This window comes from Sphingobium sp. (genome assembly GCF_048594625.1).
Taxonomy (GTDB): Bacteria; Pseudomonadota; Alphaproteobacteria; order Sphingomonadales; family Sphingomonadaceae; genus Sphingobium.
Genome location: NZ_JBMDWL010000099.1, coordinates 16,110 through 32,208 on the forward strand (window position 1 = coordinate 16,110; position 16,099 = coordinate 32,208).

At 64.0% G+C, this 16,099-nt stretch carries 16 protein-coding genes; 7 read left to right on the forward strand and 9 right to left on the reverse strand.

Translation table 11 applies throughout. The features are described 5' to 3' along the window. Positions 1 to 19: 19 nt before the first annotated feature. The 4 genes from aroC to ACOJSJ_RS12485 all read right to left on the reverse strand — a co-directional run bounded on the left by aroC (position 20) and on the right by ACOJSJ_RS12485 (position 3,878). Positions 20 to 1,114: a chorismate synthase gene (aroC, locus tag ACOJSJ_RS12470; protein WP_420145306.1), complete on the reverse strand. Its 1,095-nt coding sequence runs from the start codon at positions 1,112 to 1,114 to the stop codon at positions 20 to 22. A gap of 73 nt (positions 1,115 to 1,187) precedes the next feature. Then, complete coding sequence (fabI, locus tag ACOJSJ_RS12475) at positions 1,188 to 1,994, reverse strand: enoyl-ACP reductase FabI (protein WP_420145307.1); 807 nt, start codon at positions 1,992 to 1,994, stop codon at positions 1,188 to 1,190. Beyond that, a complete protein-coding gene (locus ACOJSJ_RS12480) occupies positions 1,991 to 2,944 on the reverse strand; it encodes a YihY/virulence factor BrkB family protein (protein WP_420145308.1) in 954 nt (317 codons plus the stop codon). The genes fabI and ACOJSJ_RS12480 overlap by 4 nt, the downstream gene beginning before the upstream one ends. A gap of 16 nt (positions 2,945 to 2,960) precedes the next feature. After that, entirely contained in the window at positions 2,961 to 3,878 is a 918-nt protein-coding gene (locus ACOJSJ_RS12485; protein WP_420145354.1) for a DnaJ C-terminal domain-containing protein, read from the reverse strand. Positions 3,879 to 4,057: 179 nt separating this feature from the next. Between ACOJSJ_RS12485 and ACOJSJ_RS12490 the strand changes: the two genes are divergently transcribed. The 3 genes from ACOJSJ_RS12490 (at position 4,058) to ACOJSJ_RS12500 (ending at position 7,716) form a co-directional block, all read left to right on the forward strand. Next, complete coding sequence (locus ACOJSJ_RS12490) at positions 4,058 to 5,416, forward strand: hypothetical protein (RefSeq protein ID WP_420145309.1); 1,359 nt, start codon at positions 4,058 to 4,060, stop codon at positions 5,414 to 5,416. 214 nt (positions 5,417 to 5,630) lie between these two features. Continuing rightward, positions 5,631 to 6,206, forward strand: coding sequence for a pyridoxamine 5'-phosphate oxidase (gene pdxH / locus ACOJSJ_RS12495; RefSeq protein WP_420145310.1), 576 nt, complete (start codon positions 5,631 to 5,633; stop codon positions 6,204 to 6,206). Positions 6,207 to 6,384: 178 nt separating this feature from the next. Then, positions 6,385 to 7,716: a dicarboxylate/amino acid:cation symporter gene (locus ACOJSJ_RS12500; protein ID WP_420145311.1), complete on the forward strand. Its 1,332-nt coding sequence runs from the start codon at positions 6,385 to 6,387 to the stop codon at positions 7,714 to 7,716. A gap of 58 nt (positions 7,717 to 7,774) precedes the next feature. Here ACOJSJ_RS12500 and ACOJSJ_RS12505 read toward each other — a convergent pair whose 3' ends face one another. Continuing rightward, positions 7,775 to 8,659, reverse strand: a complete 885-nt coding sequence (locus tag ACOJSJ_RS12505; protein ID WP_420145312.1) for a bestrophin family protein — start codon at positions 8,657 to 8,659, stop codon at positions 7,775 to 7,777. 139 nt (positions 8,660 to 8,798) lie between these two features. Here ACOJSJ_RS12505 and ACOJSJ_RS12510 point away from each other — a divergent pair, with 139 nt between their 5' ends. The 3 genes from ACOJSJ_RS12510 (at position 8,799) to ACOJSJ_RS12520 (ending at position 11,738) form a co-directional block, all read left to right on the forward strand. Then, the gene (locus tag ACOJSJ_RS12510; protein WP_420145313.1) at positions 8,799 to 10,124 is read left to right on the forward strand and encodes a dicarboxylate/amino acid:cation symporter; all 1,326 of its coding nucleotides are present in this window, start codon (positions 8,799 to 8,801) and stop codon (positions 10,122 to 10,124) included. Beyond that, positions 10,121 to 10,708 (forward strand): Pr6Pr family membrane protein, encoded by a 588-nt coding sequence (locus tag ACOJSJ_RS12515; protein WP_420145314.1) that lies wholly within the window; start codon positions 10,121 to 10,123, stop codon positions 10,706 to 10,708. The genes ACOJSJ_RS12510 and ACOJSJ_RS12515 overlap by 4 nt, the downstream gene beginning before the upstream one ends. Before the next feature lie 70 nt (positions 10,709 to 10,778). Continuing rightward, complete coding sequence (locus tag ACOJSJ_RS12520; protein WP_420145315.1) at positions 10,779 to 11,738, forward strand: family 43 glycosylhydrolase; 960 nt, start codon at positions 10,779 to 10,781, stop codon at positions 11,736 to 11,738. A 37-nt stretch (positions 11,739 to 11,775) separates the two neighbouring features. Here ACOJSJ_RS12520 and ACOJSJ_RS12525 read toward each other — a convergent pair whose 3' ends face one another. Continuing rightward, positions 11,776 to 11,958: a hypothetical protein gene (locus tag ACOJSJ_RS12525; protein ID WP_120251698.1), complete on the reverse strand. Its 183-nt coding sequence runs from the start codon at positions 11,956 to 11,958 to the stop codon at positions 11,776 to 11,778. 132 nt (positions 11,959 to 12,090) lie between these two features. Further along, positions 12,091 to 13,380 carry an adenylosuccinate synthase gene (locus ACOJSJ_RS12530; RefSeq protein WP_420145316.1) on the reverse strand — a complete coding sequence of 430 codons (1,290 nt, stop codon included), beginning with the start codon at positions 13,378 to 13,380 and terminating at the stop codon, positions 12,091 to 12,093. A gap of 231 nt (positions 13,381 to 13,611) precedes the next feature. Between ACOJSJ_RS12530 and ACOJSJ_RS12535 the strand changes: the two genes are divergently transcribed. Continuing rightward, a complete protein-coding gene (locus ACOJSJ_RS12535) occupies positions 13,612 to 14,520 on the forward strand; it encodes an alpha/beta fold hydrolase (RefSeq protein ID WP_420145355.1) in 909 nt (302 codons plus the stop codon). Between the two features lie 97 nt (positions 14,521 to 14,617). On the opposite strand, the gene ACOJSJ_RS12540 is transcribed toward ACOJSJ_RS12535, so the two are convergent. Beyond that, positions 14,618 to 14,914 carry a zf-TFIIB domain-containing protein gene (locus tag ACOJSJ_RS12540; protein WP_420145317.1) on the reverse strand — a complete coding sequence of 99 codons (297 nt, stop codon included), beginning with the start codon at positions 14,912 to 14,914 and terminating at the stop codon, positions 14,618 to 14,620. Further along, positions 14,914 to 15,624, reverse strand: coding sequence for a Bax inhibitor-1/YccA family protein (locus ACOJSJ_RS12545; protein ID WP_420145318.1), 711 nt, complete (start codon positions 15,622 to 15,624; stop codon positions 14,914 to 14,916). Before ACOJSJ_RS12545 ends, ACOJSJ_RS12540 begins: the two co-directional genes overlap by 1 nt. Between the last annotated feature and the right edge of the window lie 475 nt (positions 15,625 to 16,099).

Consider the following 16,099-nt stretch of genomic DNA (forward strand, 5'->3'; position numbering starts at 1 on the left):
ATCGGATCGGTTCGGCGCGTCAGCGCTCCGCCCGGTCGCCACATTGTGCGCGGTGAAGCAGTTTCTGATCCGCCAGCACCAGCGCCATCATCGCTTCGACCACGGGTACGCCGCGAATGCCGACGCAGGGATCATGCCGCCCCTTCGTGATGATCTGCGACGCTTCGCCTTCGCGCGTGACGGTGTCGACCGGGATCAGGATGGAGCTGGTCGGCTTGAACGCGACGCGCAACTTGACCGGCTGTCCGGTGGAAATGCCCCCGGCGATCCCGCCCGCATGATTGGCAAGGAAGACCGGACCGTCATTGCCCCCATCCATGGCAGGCCGCATCGGATCTGCATTCTCTTCGCCGCGCAGGCGGGCGGCGGCGAAACCATCGCCAATCTCCACGCCCTTGACCGCGTTGATGCTCATCATCGCGGCGGCCAGTTCGCTGTCGAGCTTCGCATAAAGCGGCGCGCCCCAGCCCGCCGGTACGCCCGACGCGACGCATTCCACCACCGCACCGATGGACGACCCATCCAGCCGCGCGCCATCGACCAGTTTTTCCCACCGTTCCACGGCCACGGGGTCGGGGCAGAAGAAGGGATTCTGGCCGATCTGCTCTGCATCGAAATTGGCATAGTCGATTGCGTCACCACCGATTTCGCTGACATAGGCAAAGATGTCGACTTCGGAAATGACCGCGCGCGCGACCGCGCCCGCCGCCACGCGGCTGGCGGTTTCGCGGGCGGACGATCGCCCGCCGCCGCGATAGTCGCGAAAGCCATATTTGGCGTCATAGGCATAATCGGCATGACCGGGGCGATACGCCTTGGCCACATCCGAATAATCCTTCGAACGTTGGTCGGTATTTTCGATCATCAGGCTGATCGGCGTGCCGGTCGTCCGCCCTTCGAACACGCCCGACAGGATGCGCACCTCATCGGGTTCGCGGCGCTGGGTCGTGAATTTGGACGTGCCCGGCTTGCGCAGGTCCAGCCATGGCTGAATGTCCGCTTCGCTCAGTTCCAGCCCCGGAGGACAGCCATCCACCACCGCGCCGATGGCAGGACCATGGCTTTCGCCCCAGGTGGTGAAGCGAAAAACGCGACCGAAACTGTTGAAACTCATATTCCCTCACCCTCCCATCGCTACGCGGCGGGCCCCTCCCTCTCCCCCAATGGGGCGAGGGCTTGATGGCGCCTCACTTGTCCAGCGCGATGTCCGGTGCGTCTTCGGCCTTCATGCCGATGACGTTGTAACCTGCGTCGACATGGTGGATTTCGCCGGTCACGCCCGCCGCCAGATCGGACAGCAGGTACAGGCCGGCGCCGCCCACATCGTCGATGGTCACATTGCGGCGCAGTGGCGAATTCAGCTCGTTCCACTTGAGGATATAGCGGAAATCGCCGATACCGCTGGCGGCCAGCGTCTTGATGGGACCAGCCGAGATCGCGTTGACGCGGATATTTTCCGGGCCAAGGTCCATCGCCAGATATTTGACGCTGGTTTCCAGCGCCGCCTTCGCCACGCCCATGACGTTGTAATGCGGGATCACCTTTTCCGCGCCATAATAGCTCAGCGTCAGGATGCTGCCGCCATTGGGCATCAGCGCGCGGGCGCGCTTGGTCACCGCCACGAAACTGTAAGCGGACACGTTCATGGTCAGCAGGAAATTGTCGAGGCTGGTGTCGACATACAGGCCGCGCAACTCATTCTTGTCGGAAAAGCCGATGGCGTGGACCACGAAGTCGATCGTGCCCCAGCGCGCCTCGATTTCCGCGAAGGCCGCGTCCAGCTTGTCCATGTCGGTGACATCGCAGTCGATCAGGAAATCGGAACCCAGCTGTTCCGCCAGCGGCTTCACCCGCTTGGCCAGCGCATCGCCCTGATAGGAAAAAGCCAGTTCCGCGCCCTGTGCGTGCAACTGCTTGGCAATGCCCCAGGCCAGCGACTTGTCGTTCGCCAGCCCCATGATGAGCCCGCGCTTTCCTGCCATCAAGCCGTTCATATCGTCGTTCCGTTCCCTTTGTCCTGCGCGGGCGGAGGCGCTTCCTCGTCCGGGAATTCCGCCAGCGCCGCGTTCAATTCGGCGCCAATTACCACGCCAAGCCCCACGAGAAAGAAAAAAATGAGGGTGATCATGACACCGGCCAGGCTGCCATAGGTCCGGCCATAGCCACCCAGCAGCGACAAAGTGGGCGGCAACAACATGGTCGTGGCATACCACCATAAGGATGTCGCGACCGCGCCGGGCCATTTGGGAAAGCGGCGCGATTTATAGGCGGTGGGCGTCAGCGCCACGAACAACGACCAGAGCGCGACGCATAAAATGCCCATCGGCACCAGCTTTGCCGACGCGACCAGCGATATGGCATCGTCGGCAAAGGGCAGGATCTGGTGCAGAAACTGATCGACGCCGGTGATCGCGACCTGCAGCGAAAAGGCGAACATCACGGCGAACACGCTGACCAGCGTGATGCCGATCGCGCCCAGCCGGTATCGCCAGAATGGTTTGGTGCTTTTGGTGCCATAGGCGCGGCGCAATATGTCGCGGATGGTTTCGATGAGGCTGCCCACGGTCCACAGGCCCACCAGCCCGCCCAGCCAGAGCAGCGGGCCGCTGCGCGCGGTCAGCACATCGTTGATCGGCTGGCGCACCACATCGGCCACGCCGCGCGGGACGGTGTAGAGAAACGCGTTCACCGCCTGCACCCCGTCCTGCGTCCGGCCGAATATGCTGGCCACCGCCGCCGCGACGATGAAAAAGGGGAACAGCGTCATCAGCGACAGATAGGCCAGGTTCCCGGCATGGATGAACCCGTCGCTATAGGTGCCCACGACCACGCGCTTCATCACTTCGAACGGCTGGGTGCCGGGGCGCACGCGGTCGATCTGGCGATGGAAGCGCTGTTCCATCTGACGACGGGATTCGGGCGACAGGGGCGAAGGCATCGGCATCGCCCGGCCTAACGCCTCAGACGCCCAGATGGGCGCGAACGGCCCGCTGGTCCTGCCAGCCTTCGACCAGCGCCCGGATGGCCGGATCGTCGGCCGGGACGTCGATCTGAAGCGTGACGAGCTGATCGCCGCGCTGCCCGTCCTTGCCGGTAAAGCCACGGCCGCGCAGGCGCAGCGTCCGGCCCGACGTCGCGCCCGGCGTCACGCCCAGCATCACCGGACCCTCGACGGTCGGCACCTTCACCTTGCCGCCATTCACCGCTTCATCGATGGTGATGGGCAGGTCCAGCAGCACATTGTCGCCATCGCGGCGGAAAAAGGGATGCGGCTTCACATCGATGGTGACGATCGCGTCGCCCGCGCCGCCCGGCCCCGCCTGCCCCTTGCCCGACAGCCGCATCTGCGTGCCGCTTTCGACCCCGGCGGGCAGTTTCAGGTCGATGGTCTTTCCGTCCTGAAGGGTGATCCGCTGGGGCGCGAGCGTGGCCGCGTCCACAAATTGCACCGCCAGACGATAGGTGACGTTGCCGCCCTTTGGCGGGGGGGCCTGACGCCCGAACCCGCCAAAGCCGCCGCCACCGCCCGCACGGCGCCCTGCGCCGCCGAACAGCCCTTCGAAAATATCGCCGAAATCCGCGCCGCCGGTGTCGAACCCGCCGCCCGCATGGCCGCGCCCGCCGCCGCCCCCGCCAAAGCCGAAGGGCGCGGTGGGATTGCCATCGCCGTCGATTTCGCCCCGGTCGAACCGGGCGCGCTTGTCCTTGTCCGACAACAGGTCATAGGCGTTGGTCACGGCGGAAAATTTGTCCGCCGCCTTGGGATTATCCTTGTTCTTGTCCGGGTGGAGTTCCTTGGCCAGCTTGCGATAGGCGGACTTGATTTCCGCCTCCGTCGCGCTGCGGGTCACGCCCAGAAGGGAATAGGGATCGGCCATCATTCTACCTGTTGCACAAAAGCATCACTCTGCGACTATGTGGACGATGCGGCGCCGACATTCAAGACAGGGATCGTCCTGACGGACGCATACCCCGTTCAGGGTATGCGCCGATTCTCCCTTTTTCCTAGAGCGCCCGCGGGGTCGATCTTTTGGGAATCATGGGGGAATTTATCGCAATGCATTTCAACAGGGGCGTTATTCTGGCCGCGGCGGCGACCGTGGCATTGGCATGGTCAGGCTCTGCGGGGGCGCAGACATCGACGACACCACCGACCAGCGCGGAAATCGCACAGCTGGAAAGCCTGTTCCGCATCAGCGTTCAGCTGACCACGGCAGGCGGCGTGCCGCTGTACGACACCTATGGGCTGAACATCGCGTCGCGCAGCTATGAATTCATGGACCCGGCGCGCCTGCGCGAACGCTATACCCGCAATGGCGTGTCGCTTTACAACGACCGCGCCGCCGTGGCGGGCGTCATGGATTTTCGCGGCCTGCTGATCCAGGGTTCCTATGCCGCGAACAGCACGACCTTCACCATCCGCGTGCCCGCGCTGGACGAGGTGGGCGAACGCTATACCAGCGTCTTCACCGGCCGGACCCGTGACGAAGCCTATGCACAGTTCGACAGCTATCTGGACGACATCGATGGTCCCGAAGCCGAACGGCTGGTCCGCGCCCTGCTGCGCGCGCTGGCCCGCACATCGCCCATCGATCCGCTGGCGGGCAACCCCGGTTCGGTTCAGGGTTCGCTGGTTCGTGCCAGTCTGGACCTGTCGTCGGGCGATTCGGCGATCGAACAGGATGCGGCCAGCGGCGGCAGCAACACGGCGGGCGATCCATGGATCGTGGGCGCCAATTACAACTGGGGTTCGTCCAGTGGCGGCCGCTATGATTTCAAGCGGATCGACGCGCGCGTCGCCCGCAGCTTCCGCCTTGGCGAAGGCGGCCGCGCGCTGCTGAAGATCGATTCGCCGGTCAGCTATTCCGAAGTGAACGGCGCGCGCGCCGTCACCGCACAGTTCGGCGTCGGCGTCGAAGTGCCGGTGCTGGCGCGCCGCTGGTCGCTGGAACCGCGCGTCGGCTATGGCATCACCGCGTCGGACCAGATCGGATCGCTCGGCCATATGCTGTCGACCACCGTCGCCAGCCGTTTCGTGCTGGGCAATGTCGGGCGCGGCCGCATCGTCATCGGCAACATGGCGGGCTATACCCAGACGCTCAGCACCGGCTTTACCGGCTACAACGTCAATCCGGGCCTGAAGAACTGGGTATTCCGCAACGGCCTTGCCTACGATCTGCCGCTCAAGTTCCGGGGTCTGGGCCGCAACACGTCGGTCCGCGCCAGCTACACCTTCACCAACTATGCGGGCGACGAACTCTATTTCGACAAGTTCCACGAATTTGGTCTGTCGTTCGGCCTGCGTGGGCGTGAGGAATCGGCGCGCAATGCCCGCGACCTCATCCGCGTCAACCTCGGCCTGACGAAGGCGACCGATTATACCAGCTGGTCGGCGGGCCTGGGATTCCGCTTCTGACCTGATGGGGGAGGAGCCGTCCGGGGCGGGTGCAGCCGCCCCGGACGCGCGACTGCCCCTTGTCCATGTGCCCCTATCGACAGGGCGCCGTCTGCGCGACAAAGCATGACCCGATCGGCCTTGATCGGATCATGTCTCAAATGCCCTTTGTTTACCGCATTTTGCGATCCGTCATCTGTTCCAGATGACGCCTAAATGCTCTAAAGGGCCAGGCATGACCGATCCCTTCGCCCTGTTCGACACATGGTATGCGCATGCGCGCGACACCGAAATCAACGACAGCAACGCCATGGCGCTGGCCACCGCCGATGCGCGCGGGCGGCCGTCCGTCCGGATGGTGCTGCTGAAAGGGCATGGGCCGGACGGTTTCGTCTTCTACACCAATTTCGAAGGGCGAAAGGCAGGCGACCTGATCGCCAATCCCCACGCCGCCCTGCTGTTCCACTGGAAATCGCTGCGCCGCCAGATCCGGATCGAAGGGGCCGTCGCCCCGGTGGACGATGCCACGGCCGACGCCTATTTCGCGACGCGCAGCCGCGACAGCCAGCTGGGCGCATGGGCATCCGACCAGTCCCGTCCCCTGCCCGACCGTCAGACCTTCATGGATCGGTTCGACGATGTCAGCGCCCGTTTCGACGGCGGCCCCGTATCCCGCCCGCCGCACTGGTCGGGATTCCGCCTGACACCCGAACGCATCGAATTCTGGCAGGATCGCGAACATCGACTGCACGAACGCCAGCTGTTCGAACGCGATGGCGACGGATGGCGCACCGGGCTGCTCTATCCCTGACATTTCCCGTTAACGGCGGACCGGCGAAAAAAGCGGGGGCGGAAAGCCGCGCCTGCTTCGTCTTCCCGGACATGACCGGCCCTACGCCGATTGCGGGCGGCCCGGTCGCCTGTTAGGTGTCGGCCCTATCAACAAAATACAGGCGGGGCGAGCATGTGCGTGGCCCATGAGGAATTTGATGCGAAACAGACTGACGGCCTTCATCCTCATCGGCATGGTTTTGGGGGTGTTGACGGGCTTCGTGGCCAATATCTGGGTCGCCGGTGACGAAACGCTGGCGAAGGATGTGGCCGGTTATTTCCACCTGCTGGCCGACATATTCCTGCATCTGATCAAGATGATCATCGCGCCGCTGGTCTTTTCCACGCTGGTCGCGGGCATCGCCCACATGGGCGACAGCGCGGCGCTGGGCCGCATCGGCGGCCGTGCGCTCGCCTGGTTCATCATCGCCAGCCTGATTTCGCTGACGCTGGGCCTGATCTTCGTCAATTTCTTCGAACCCGGCGCGGGTCTCAACCTCGTGCGTTCCGGCGCGGATTCGGGCGTGAATACCGAAGCGCTCAATTTCCGCGACTTCATCCTGCACGTCTTCCCGACGTCGATGATCGGCGCGATGGCCGACAACCAGATCCTTCAGATCGTCGTCTTCTCGCTGTTCGTGGGCGTGGCGCTCACCGCCATCGGTGAAAAGGGCAAGCCCATCGTCACCGTGATCGAAGCGATGGTCGAACTGATGTTGCAGGTGACCGGCTATGTCATGCGCGTCGCGCCCTTCGCGGTGTTCGGCGCGCTGGCCTCTTCGGTAACGGTGCAGGGGCTTGGCGTGCTCAAAACCTATGGGCAGCTGGTCGGCGAATTCTACGTCGCCCTCTTCTGCCTGTGGCTGCTGCTGTTCGCGGCCGGTTCGGTCTTCCTTGGCAAGCGCATGGTGAAGCTGATCCGTTATGTCCGCGAACCTTTGCTGATCGCTTTCTCCACCGCATCGTCCGAAGCCGCCTATCCCAAGATGCTGGAACAGCTGGACCGTTTCGGCATCCCGCGCCGCATCTACAGCTTCGTGCTGCCGCTGGGCTACAGCTTCAACCTCGACGGGTCGATGATGTATGCGACCTTCGCCACCATCTTCATCGCGCAGGCCTATGGCATCGACCTGCCCATCGCGACGCAGATCACCATCCTGCTCGTCCTGATGGTCACCAGCAAGGGCATCGCCGCGGTGCCGCGCGCGTCGCTGGTCGTCGTGGCCGCCACGCTGGCGCAGTTCGACCTGCCGGTCGAAGGCGTCGCCTTCGTCCTGGCGGTCGATCACTTCATGGACATGGGCCGCACCGCCACCAACGTGCTGGGCAACGCCATCGCGACGTCGGTCATCACCAAATGGGAAGGTATGCTGGAGGTCGAGGAACCGGTCGACATCGCCCATCCCAAGGCGCCCGCCCATACGCCTTCGCATGGCCGGGCCGGGCTGGAACTGGCGTCCGACATGGTGGACGACGAACGCAAGGGCTGACGCAGCCCCCACCGACAGGAAAAAGGCCCCGGTCGCTGATGACCTGGGGCCTTTTCTTTTACCACAGGATGCCGCGCACCGGCTGGACCGGCGGGGGCGCTTCATCACCGATCGATTGCAGCAGGTCGATCTCGATCGTTCGGCACATGGCGGTCAGCGGCACGTCATGCACGCTGTCGGCAAAGGGATCGGTCAGATCGTCGCCGATGCGCAGCACCGCCATGAACATCAGGCCCGCGACCGTGGACCCCAGCGGCGTCGCAAAACCCAGCGATTCGACCAGACCAATGGGCAGCAGCACGCAGAACAGATGGGTGAACACCGTCGGCAGGAAACGATATTGATAAGGCAGCGGCGTATTCTTGATCCGCTCCATGCCCCCCTGCGCATTGGCGATGTCCACCAATACCCGTTCCATCTGCGCCTGCTGGATGGTGTCGATCCATCCTTCCTGCCGGGCGATGTCGATGCGGCGGCCGGTGCTGTCCAACAGGCCGTTGGCCGGATTGGTGCGGGCCAGCGCATGCTGCTTGTCCCGCTCCATCAGAAATTTCGTCACTTCCTCGCCAATCGGCTGGCGGCGCAGCTGGAACCGCAGCGCATTCACATAGGCGATCTGGCGCTTGACGATTTCGCGCTTCATTTCCTTGGCCTGCGGATCGGGCAGGAAATTGCGCGCCGCGCGCGACAGGCTGCGCGACGCGTTGATCATCGCGCCCCACAAGGTGCGCGCTTCCCACCAGCGCTGATAGGCGCTGTTGGACCGGAAGCCCAGAAACAGCGCCAGCGCCGAACCGAATATGGTCAGCGGCAGCGACGGCGCCTTGAAGGGCAACACATAATAGGTAATCGTGACGGCACAGTCCCAGACGAACAGCACCGTCAGCGGCTTCCACACTTCGGAAGCGATGCGGCGCATGCTGGGAACGGGATCGACGATCATGAAAGTCTCCTGATGGTGAACCGCGCCAACGCCTAATGGCGCGGCTATGCTCCCTTGATGCCATAGCGAAACGAAATATTGCTACGACTGCAACCTGCGCATCCATGGCTCGTTGGACAACAATCGAGCAGGAGGAAGCATGACCGACGCGCCTGGTGACGCCAAACCGGACGGGGGCGATAAACAGGCCGCATTCTCGCTGCAATGGCAGATGCTGGCAGGGTTCGTCGCGGGGCTGGTGCTGGGCCTTGTCGTATATATGACCGCGCCCGATGCACGATGGGTCGATGCCGTCACCACCTATGTCACCGGGCCGATCGGGCAGATATTCCTGCGCCTGCTGTTCATGCTGGTGATACCGCTGCTAGTGTCCGCGCTGATCGTGGGCATCGCGGAAATGGGCGAATTGCGATCATTGCGGCGGGTGGGGCTGCGCACGCTCATCTACACCATCTTCGTGTCCGGCATCGCCGTGCTGATCAGCCTGTTGCTGGTCGACCTGCTGCGCCCCGGCGCCGGGGTCGATCCCGCGCAGGCGCAGGCGCTGCTGGCCGACGCCGGGCAAGGCGCGAAGGCGATCCTCAGCCGGGGCGGCGACGCGCCCACCGGGGTAGAGGCGGTATTGGCGATCATCCCCGACAACATCATCGCCGCCATGGCCGGGAACGACATATTGGCGGTAATGGTGTTCGCCCTCTTCTTCGGCATCGGACTGGTGCTGGTGCAGACGGAGCAATCGAAACTGCTGCTCAGCGCCATGGAGGGCCTGTTCGACGTCACGATGCGGCTGATGGGCATCGTCATTCGACTCGCCCCCTTCGCCATCGCCTGCTTCATGTTCAACCTCGCCGCGCAGTTCGGATGGGATCTGCTCGTCCGCCTGTCCGCCTATGTCGGCGTGGTACTGCTGGCGCTGGCGATCCAGATGTTCGGCGTCTATTCGCTGCTGATCGCCTTTCTGGCGAAGCGGTCCCCGCTGCGTTTCTTCGCCGCCGTACAGGAAGCCAGCGTGATGGCCTTCGCCACCGCATCGTCCAACGCCACCCTGCCCACCGCCATCCGCGTGGCGGAGGATAATCTGCGCCTGCCCCGCCGCATATCGCGCTTCGTCCTGACCATCGGCGCGACCGCGAACCAGAATGGCACGGCGATGTTCGAAGGGATCACCGTCATCTTCCTCGCCCAGTTCTTCGGCGTGGAACTGACCATCGCGCAGCAGCTGATGGTCATGGCCGTATGCATATTGGGCGGCGTCGGCACGGCGGGCGTGCCAGCCGGGTCGCTGCCGGTGGTGGCGATGATATTGGGCATGGTCGGCGTGCCGCCCGAAGGGATCGGGCTGGTGCTGGGGGTCGATCGCTTCCTCGACATGTGCCGCACCGCGCTCAACGTCACCGGCGATCTGGTGGCGGCCACCGTCATATCGGCGGGGGAGAAGGATGAGCGGAAGGCCCTATCGTCATGATCGCGCGGATCGCGGCCGCCATCGTCGCGCTGGCCGCCATGGCGGGCCTGTCGGTGCAATATGCCGCGACGCTGGAGCAGACCGGATCGGCGGGCGCGACGCTGTGGATATTGCTGCGTTACTTCACCATCTGGACCAATATCGCGGTCGCGCTGACCTTTGCCGCCATCGCCGCCGGGCGCCATGTGACGCCGCGCCGGATCGGCGGCGTGCTCCTGTCCATCATGCTGGTCGGGATCATCTATGGCCTGTTGCTGCGCGGCATGCTGGCCCTGAGCGGCGGCGCGCTGCTGGCCGATGCGCTGCTGCACAAGGTCACGCCGTTGCTGGTGCCGCTATGGTGGATCGCCTTCGCGCGCAAGGGACGGCTTGCTCCCCGCGATCCGTGGCGATGGGCGCTGTTTCCGGCCATATATCTGCCCTATGCCCTGCTGCGCGGCGCGGTGGAGGGACGCTATGCCTATCCGTTCATCAACGTCGCCAATCTTGGCATCGGGCAAGTGCTGGTCAACGCGCTGATGATCGCCGTCGGGTTCGTCATGGCCGGATATGCTTTGATATGGATCGACCAGCGCTGGCGTTAATCCATATCATGGGATTGCATTTCACATCATGGCAATCCATCACCTCTCCAGAAGCAAGAGGATGCGTGTCATGAAAACGGGATGGATGGCGCTGCTGGCGGCGGCGGGGCTGATGATGGCCAGCATGGGCCATGCGGGCAAGGACGCGAATGGGCTGCAACCGGGCAAACCGATCAGCCAGCGCTTCAACGGCGACCCCTCGCCCCATTATTTCAACGGCCGCTGGTATCTCTACGCCACGGACGACGGGTCCAACAGCGGGACATATTGGGACAGCACAAGCTGGCGGCTCTACACCTCCACCAATCTGGTGGACTGGCGCGACGATGGCGCGTTTCTGGACGTGAAGACCTTCAAATGGGCGCGCGCCGATGCAAAGGCATGGGCGCCCGAAGCGATAGAGCGGGACGGCAGATATTATTTCTACGCCCCCATCGGCGGCGACAAGATCGGCGTCGCGGTGGCCGACCATCCGCAGGGACCGTTCAGGGACGCGCGCACCGACGCGCTGGTGGACAAGGCGCGCGACGCCAATGCAGGCGCAGAACCGATCGATCCTGCCATATTCGTGGACGGCGACGGTCAGGCCTATCTCTATTTCGGCACCCGCGTGCCAAAGGTCGTGCGCCTGAAAAAGGATATGATCCACACCGACGGCCCGATCATGGATGTCGCCATCACCGGCTTTCCGTCCGGGGACGCGAAAAAGAAATATGGCGAAGCGCCCTTCCTCCACGCGCATGAGGGGCTGTATTATTTCAGCTTTTCGACCGGGTGGCCGGGACAGATCGTCTATGGCACGGCTAAATTGCCCATGGGACCGTTCGCCTATCGCGGCGTGATCCTCGACTATCTGCCGATTTCCACCAATCATCAGGCGATCGTGGAGCAGGGCGGCAGAAGCTGGCTCTTCTACCATGACAATCTGCTGCCCGGCGGCGGCGATCATCGCCGCTCCATCACCATTGCGCCTTTATCCTATGCGAAGGATGGCACCATCCTGCCGGTGAAACGGGTCGCACCGGAATGATGAAAGGCCGGATGTTTCCGCCCGGCTTTTCAATTCTTTAACGCAGTTTCGCGATGTTCAGCCCGTCTTCCTTGGCGCGCGCCTTGGTCGATTCCTCGCTGCGGGTCAGCGCCTTGGCGATGGCCTTCAATGCCATCCCCTTCTTCGCCAGCGTATGCAGCTTCTGGATCTCATCCTGGGTCCAGGGCTGCTTGTGGCGCTCGAAACGATCTCCGGCCATCGCATTTCCTTTGTGAAAGAACCGCACCGGCCCGCTCCCCCACCCGGCCACCCAACGGCAGTATCTTCGGGGTGGCCGGGTGGGGAGCGGGCCGGTTCCGATCGGCTTCAGCTAAGCTGAAGCTCCAAAAATTCAATCCGCGAAGGGATCGCGGACGAGGATGGTGTCGTCGCGTTCGGGCGACGTCGACACCAGCGTGACCGGGCAGCCGATCAGTTCCTCGATCCGGCGGATATATTTGATCGCCTGCGCGGGCAGTTCGGCCCAGCTGCGCGCGCCCGCCGTCGTGTCCTGCCAGCCTTCGATATCCTCGTAGATCGGCTCCGCCTTCGCCTGATCCTGCGCATGGGCGGGCAGATAGTCGAACGTCTGGTCGCCGATCCGATAACCGACGCAGATTTTCAGCGTGTCGAACCCGTCCAGCACGTCCAGCTTGGTCAGCGCAATGCCGGTCACGCCCGACACGGCGACCGACTGACGCACCAGCACCGCGTCGAACCAGCCGCAACGGCGCTTGCGCCCGGTGACGGTGCCGAATTCATGCCCCCGCTCGCCCAGACGCTGGCCGATGTCATTGTCCTGCTCGCTGGGGAACGGGCCGGAACCTACGCGCGTGGTATAGGCCTTGACGATGCCCAGCACGAACCCGGCGGCATTGGGGCCAAGCCCCGTGCCGCTCGCCGCCGTACCCGCCACCGTGTTGGAGGAGGTGACGAAGGGATAGGTGCCATGATCGATGTCGAGCAACGTGCCCTGCGCGCCTTCGAACAGAATGCGCTGACCCGCCGCCTTCGCCTTGTTGAGGGTCAGCCAGACCGGCTTGACGAAGGGCAGGATGAACGCGGCAATCTCGGTCAGGTCCGCCATCAGCTGCGCCCGGTCGATCGGCGCTTCGCCAAACCCGGCGCGCAGCGCGTCGTGATGGGCGGTCAGGCGATCGATCTGCAGGTCGAGATCGTCCAGATGGGCAAGGTCGCACACGCGGATGGCGCGGCGGCCGACCTTGTCCTCATAGGCCGGGCCGATGCCGCGGCGGGTGGTGCCGATCTTGCCCGCGCCGCTCGCATCTTCGCGCAGGCCGTCAAGGTCGCGGTGGAAGGGCAGAATCAACGGACAGGTTTCGGCGATCTGAAGGTTTTCCGGCGTGATTTCAACACCCTGCCCCTTGAGCTTGGCGACTTCGTCGCGGAAATGCCACGGGTCCAGCACCACGCCATTGCCGATCACCGACAATGTGCCGCGCACGATGCCCGACGGCAGCAGCGACAGCTTATAGACCTTCTCACCCACCACCAGCGTGTGGCCGGCATTGTGCCCGCCCTGAAAGCGCGCGACGACATCGGCGCGTTCCGACAGCCAGTCGACGATCTTGCCCTTGCCTTCGTCACCCCACTGGGCGCCGATCACGGTTACATTTGCCATGGATACACTCCTCCGCCCGCCGCGCGGACCGGCCATGCCCTTCGACGGGACTCGACATGCCGGTGGGATAGGACGGGCGCGCCGATTCCGACGGGGCACCCTATGCGGGGCGCGCGTTACCCTCCTGCGCGCGGCGCGTCAAGGCGGGAGCGCCCTTACACTTTGATACAGCTGCGTGGCTTTACGGCGGCCTGCGGCGGGACGATCATGGACATGAAGAGGATTTGCATGATGCGCCCACGATTGTCCCTGCTGTTGATCCCCGCCCTGCTGGTCGCCGGGATCGCCGACGCGCAGACTTGGCGCGAACGCTGGCGCGCGCGCATGGCAGATGGACAGCAGCGCGCGCCGGGCGGACAGGCTCCAAATGGTCAGGCTATCGCCTATGGCAAGGATCCGTTGCAGGCGCTGGACTATTGGCCGGGCAAGGGCGCGAAGCCGCCGCTCATCATCTTCGTCCATGGCGGCGGATGGAAACGCGGCAGCAAGGACAATGCGACCGGCGCGGCAAAGGTCGATCACTTCACCCGCCTTGGCTATGCCTTCGCGTCGATCGATTACCGGCTGGTGCCCGACGCCACGGTCGAACAACAGGCGCAGGATGTGGCCGACGCGATCGCCCATCTGCGCGGCAGGGCGGGAACGCTCGGCTTCGATCCCGACCGCATCATACTGATGGGCCACAGCGCGGGCGCCCATCTGGTGGCGCTGGTCGGCACCGACATGCGCTATTTCGAAAAAGCGGGACTGCGCCCCGACGCGGTGAAGGGCGTCATCCCGCTGGACGGCGCGGCCTATGACGTCGCGCGGCAGATGCAGGACAGCGGGCGCGTCATGGCGGGCACTTATGAGCAGGCGTTCGGCACCGATCCCGCGCGGCAGACAGCCCTGTCGCCGACCATGCAGGCGGCAAAGCCCAATGCCCCGTCCTTCCTGATCCTGCATGTCGACCGGGCCGATGGCACGGCGCAATCCCACGCGCTGGCCGCCGCACTGAACGCGGCTGGCACCCCTGCCGAAGTCCACGCACTGGAAGGACGCGGCCTGCGCGGGCATATGCAGATCAACCGGTCGATGGGCGACCCCGGTTATCCCGGCACGGCGATCGTCGATACATGGCTGAAACGGCTATTGGGTTAGGGCATCGTCAAGTCATCTGCCCCGGATGACGGCTGGCAAGATCCTGCCATAGCACCGACCGAAAAAGGCCGGTCCCTCCACGGAACCGGCCTTTCTCTCAATCGAACAGCTCTTCCAGAAAGCTCTTCTTGCGTTTCTTGTGGGGATAGCCTCGCCCGTCATCGCGATACTCGCGGTCCGGGCGGTAGCTTTGCTGGGCGAAGGGGGCGGGCTGTGGAGCAGACGCGCTGGCCTGTCCCGACCGTTCGATGATCTTGTCCAGTTCACCCCGGTCCAGCCACACGCCCCGGCATTGCGGGCAATAATCTATTTCGACCCCCTGCCGGTCCGTCATCGCCAATCCGACATGACAGACCGGACAGAGCATCGCCGACACCTGTGCCGGATCGCGCATTATTCGCGTTCGCCCGTCAGGCTGAGCAGCGCCTGGAACAGGTTGACGAAGTTGAGGTACAGCGACAGCGCGCCCATCACCTGCATCTTTTCGGCGACCTGCGTCCCCGCATAATAGAAATATTCCGACTTGATGCGCTGCACGTCCCAGGCGGTGAGGCCCGTGAAGATCACCACGGCCAGGATCGAAACGACCATCGCCATCATCGACGAACCGATGAAGATGTTGATCAGGCTGGCGACCAATATGCCGATCAGGCCCATGATCAGGAAGCTGCCCATCTTCGTCAGGTCGCGCTGGGTGGTATAGCCCCACAGCGCCATGGCGAGGAACATGACGGCGGCCGAGAAAAAGGCCTGCGCGATGCTGCCGCCGGTGAAGACCAGAAAGAGGCTGGCCATCGACACGCCCATGACCGCGGAAAAGGCCCAGAAGGCCATGCGCGCGCCAGCCGTGGTCATCTTGTCGATGCGGAAGCTGAAGAAAAAGACGAAGGCCAACGGCGCGAAGATCGCCACCCATTTGAGCGGCGTGCCGAAAATCGCGGCGGCCAGCGGCGGGGTGCTGGCGATCGCAAAGGCGACGATGCCGGTGATGACCAGCCCGATACCCATATTGCGGAAAACGCCCAGCATATGCGCGCGCAGACCGGCATCGGTATCGACCGACCGGCTGGCGCCATAGCCCGGCATGCGAACGGGATTATTCATGGGTTTCACTCACTCCATCAAAAGTTGGTTCGAGTGGCCCGGTGCGGTCTCCTGCGGCAACGAGAGGGGGCAAATCACCGCAAAACCAGCACCGGGCGCACCCGATGCGGTCCGACATCGCGACAGGATCAAAGGGGGGATGATCCGTGTCGCCAGAGGGGCCCGGCCCGCATCAGCAATATCGGTGGGGTAACGCCTACCTGCAAGGGATCGGCCCGCCTGCAACAAATTATTACAATTGTCGCCGGTTCCGCCGCGCGCCGCCGCCCGGTTGTCCCGTTGCCCGATCGCCCTGTCCTACAGCCGCCGCCGCGCATAGGATGCCGCCTGCTCCTTCCCATCGTCGGTTCCGCATACCCATGATCCAACGGTCCGGGGCCGAAACTTTCGGCGCAAACTCGCCATGCGCAACATGCGCGAATTTAGAGAAGTTTGCCGCTGCCCGTCACGCCCGGTTGACCCCCGCCCCGCTTCA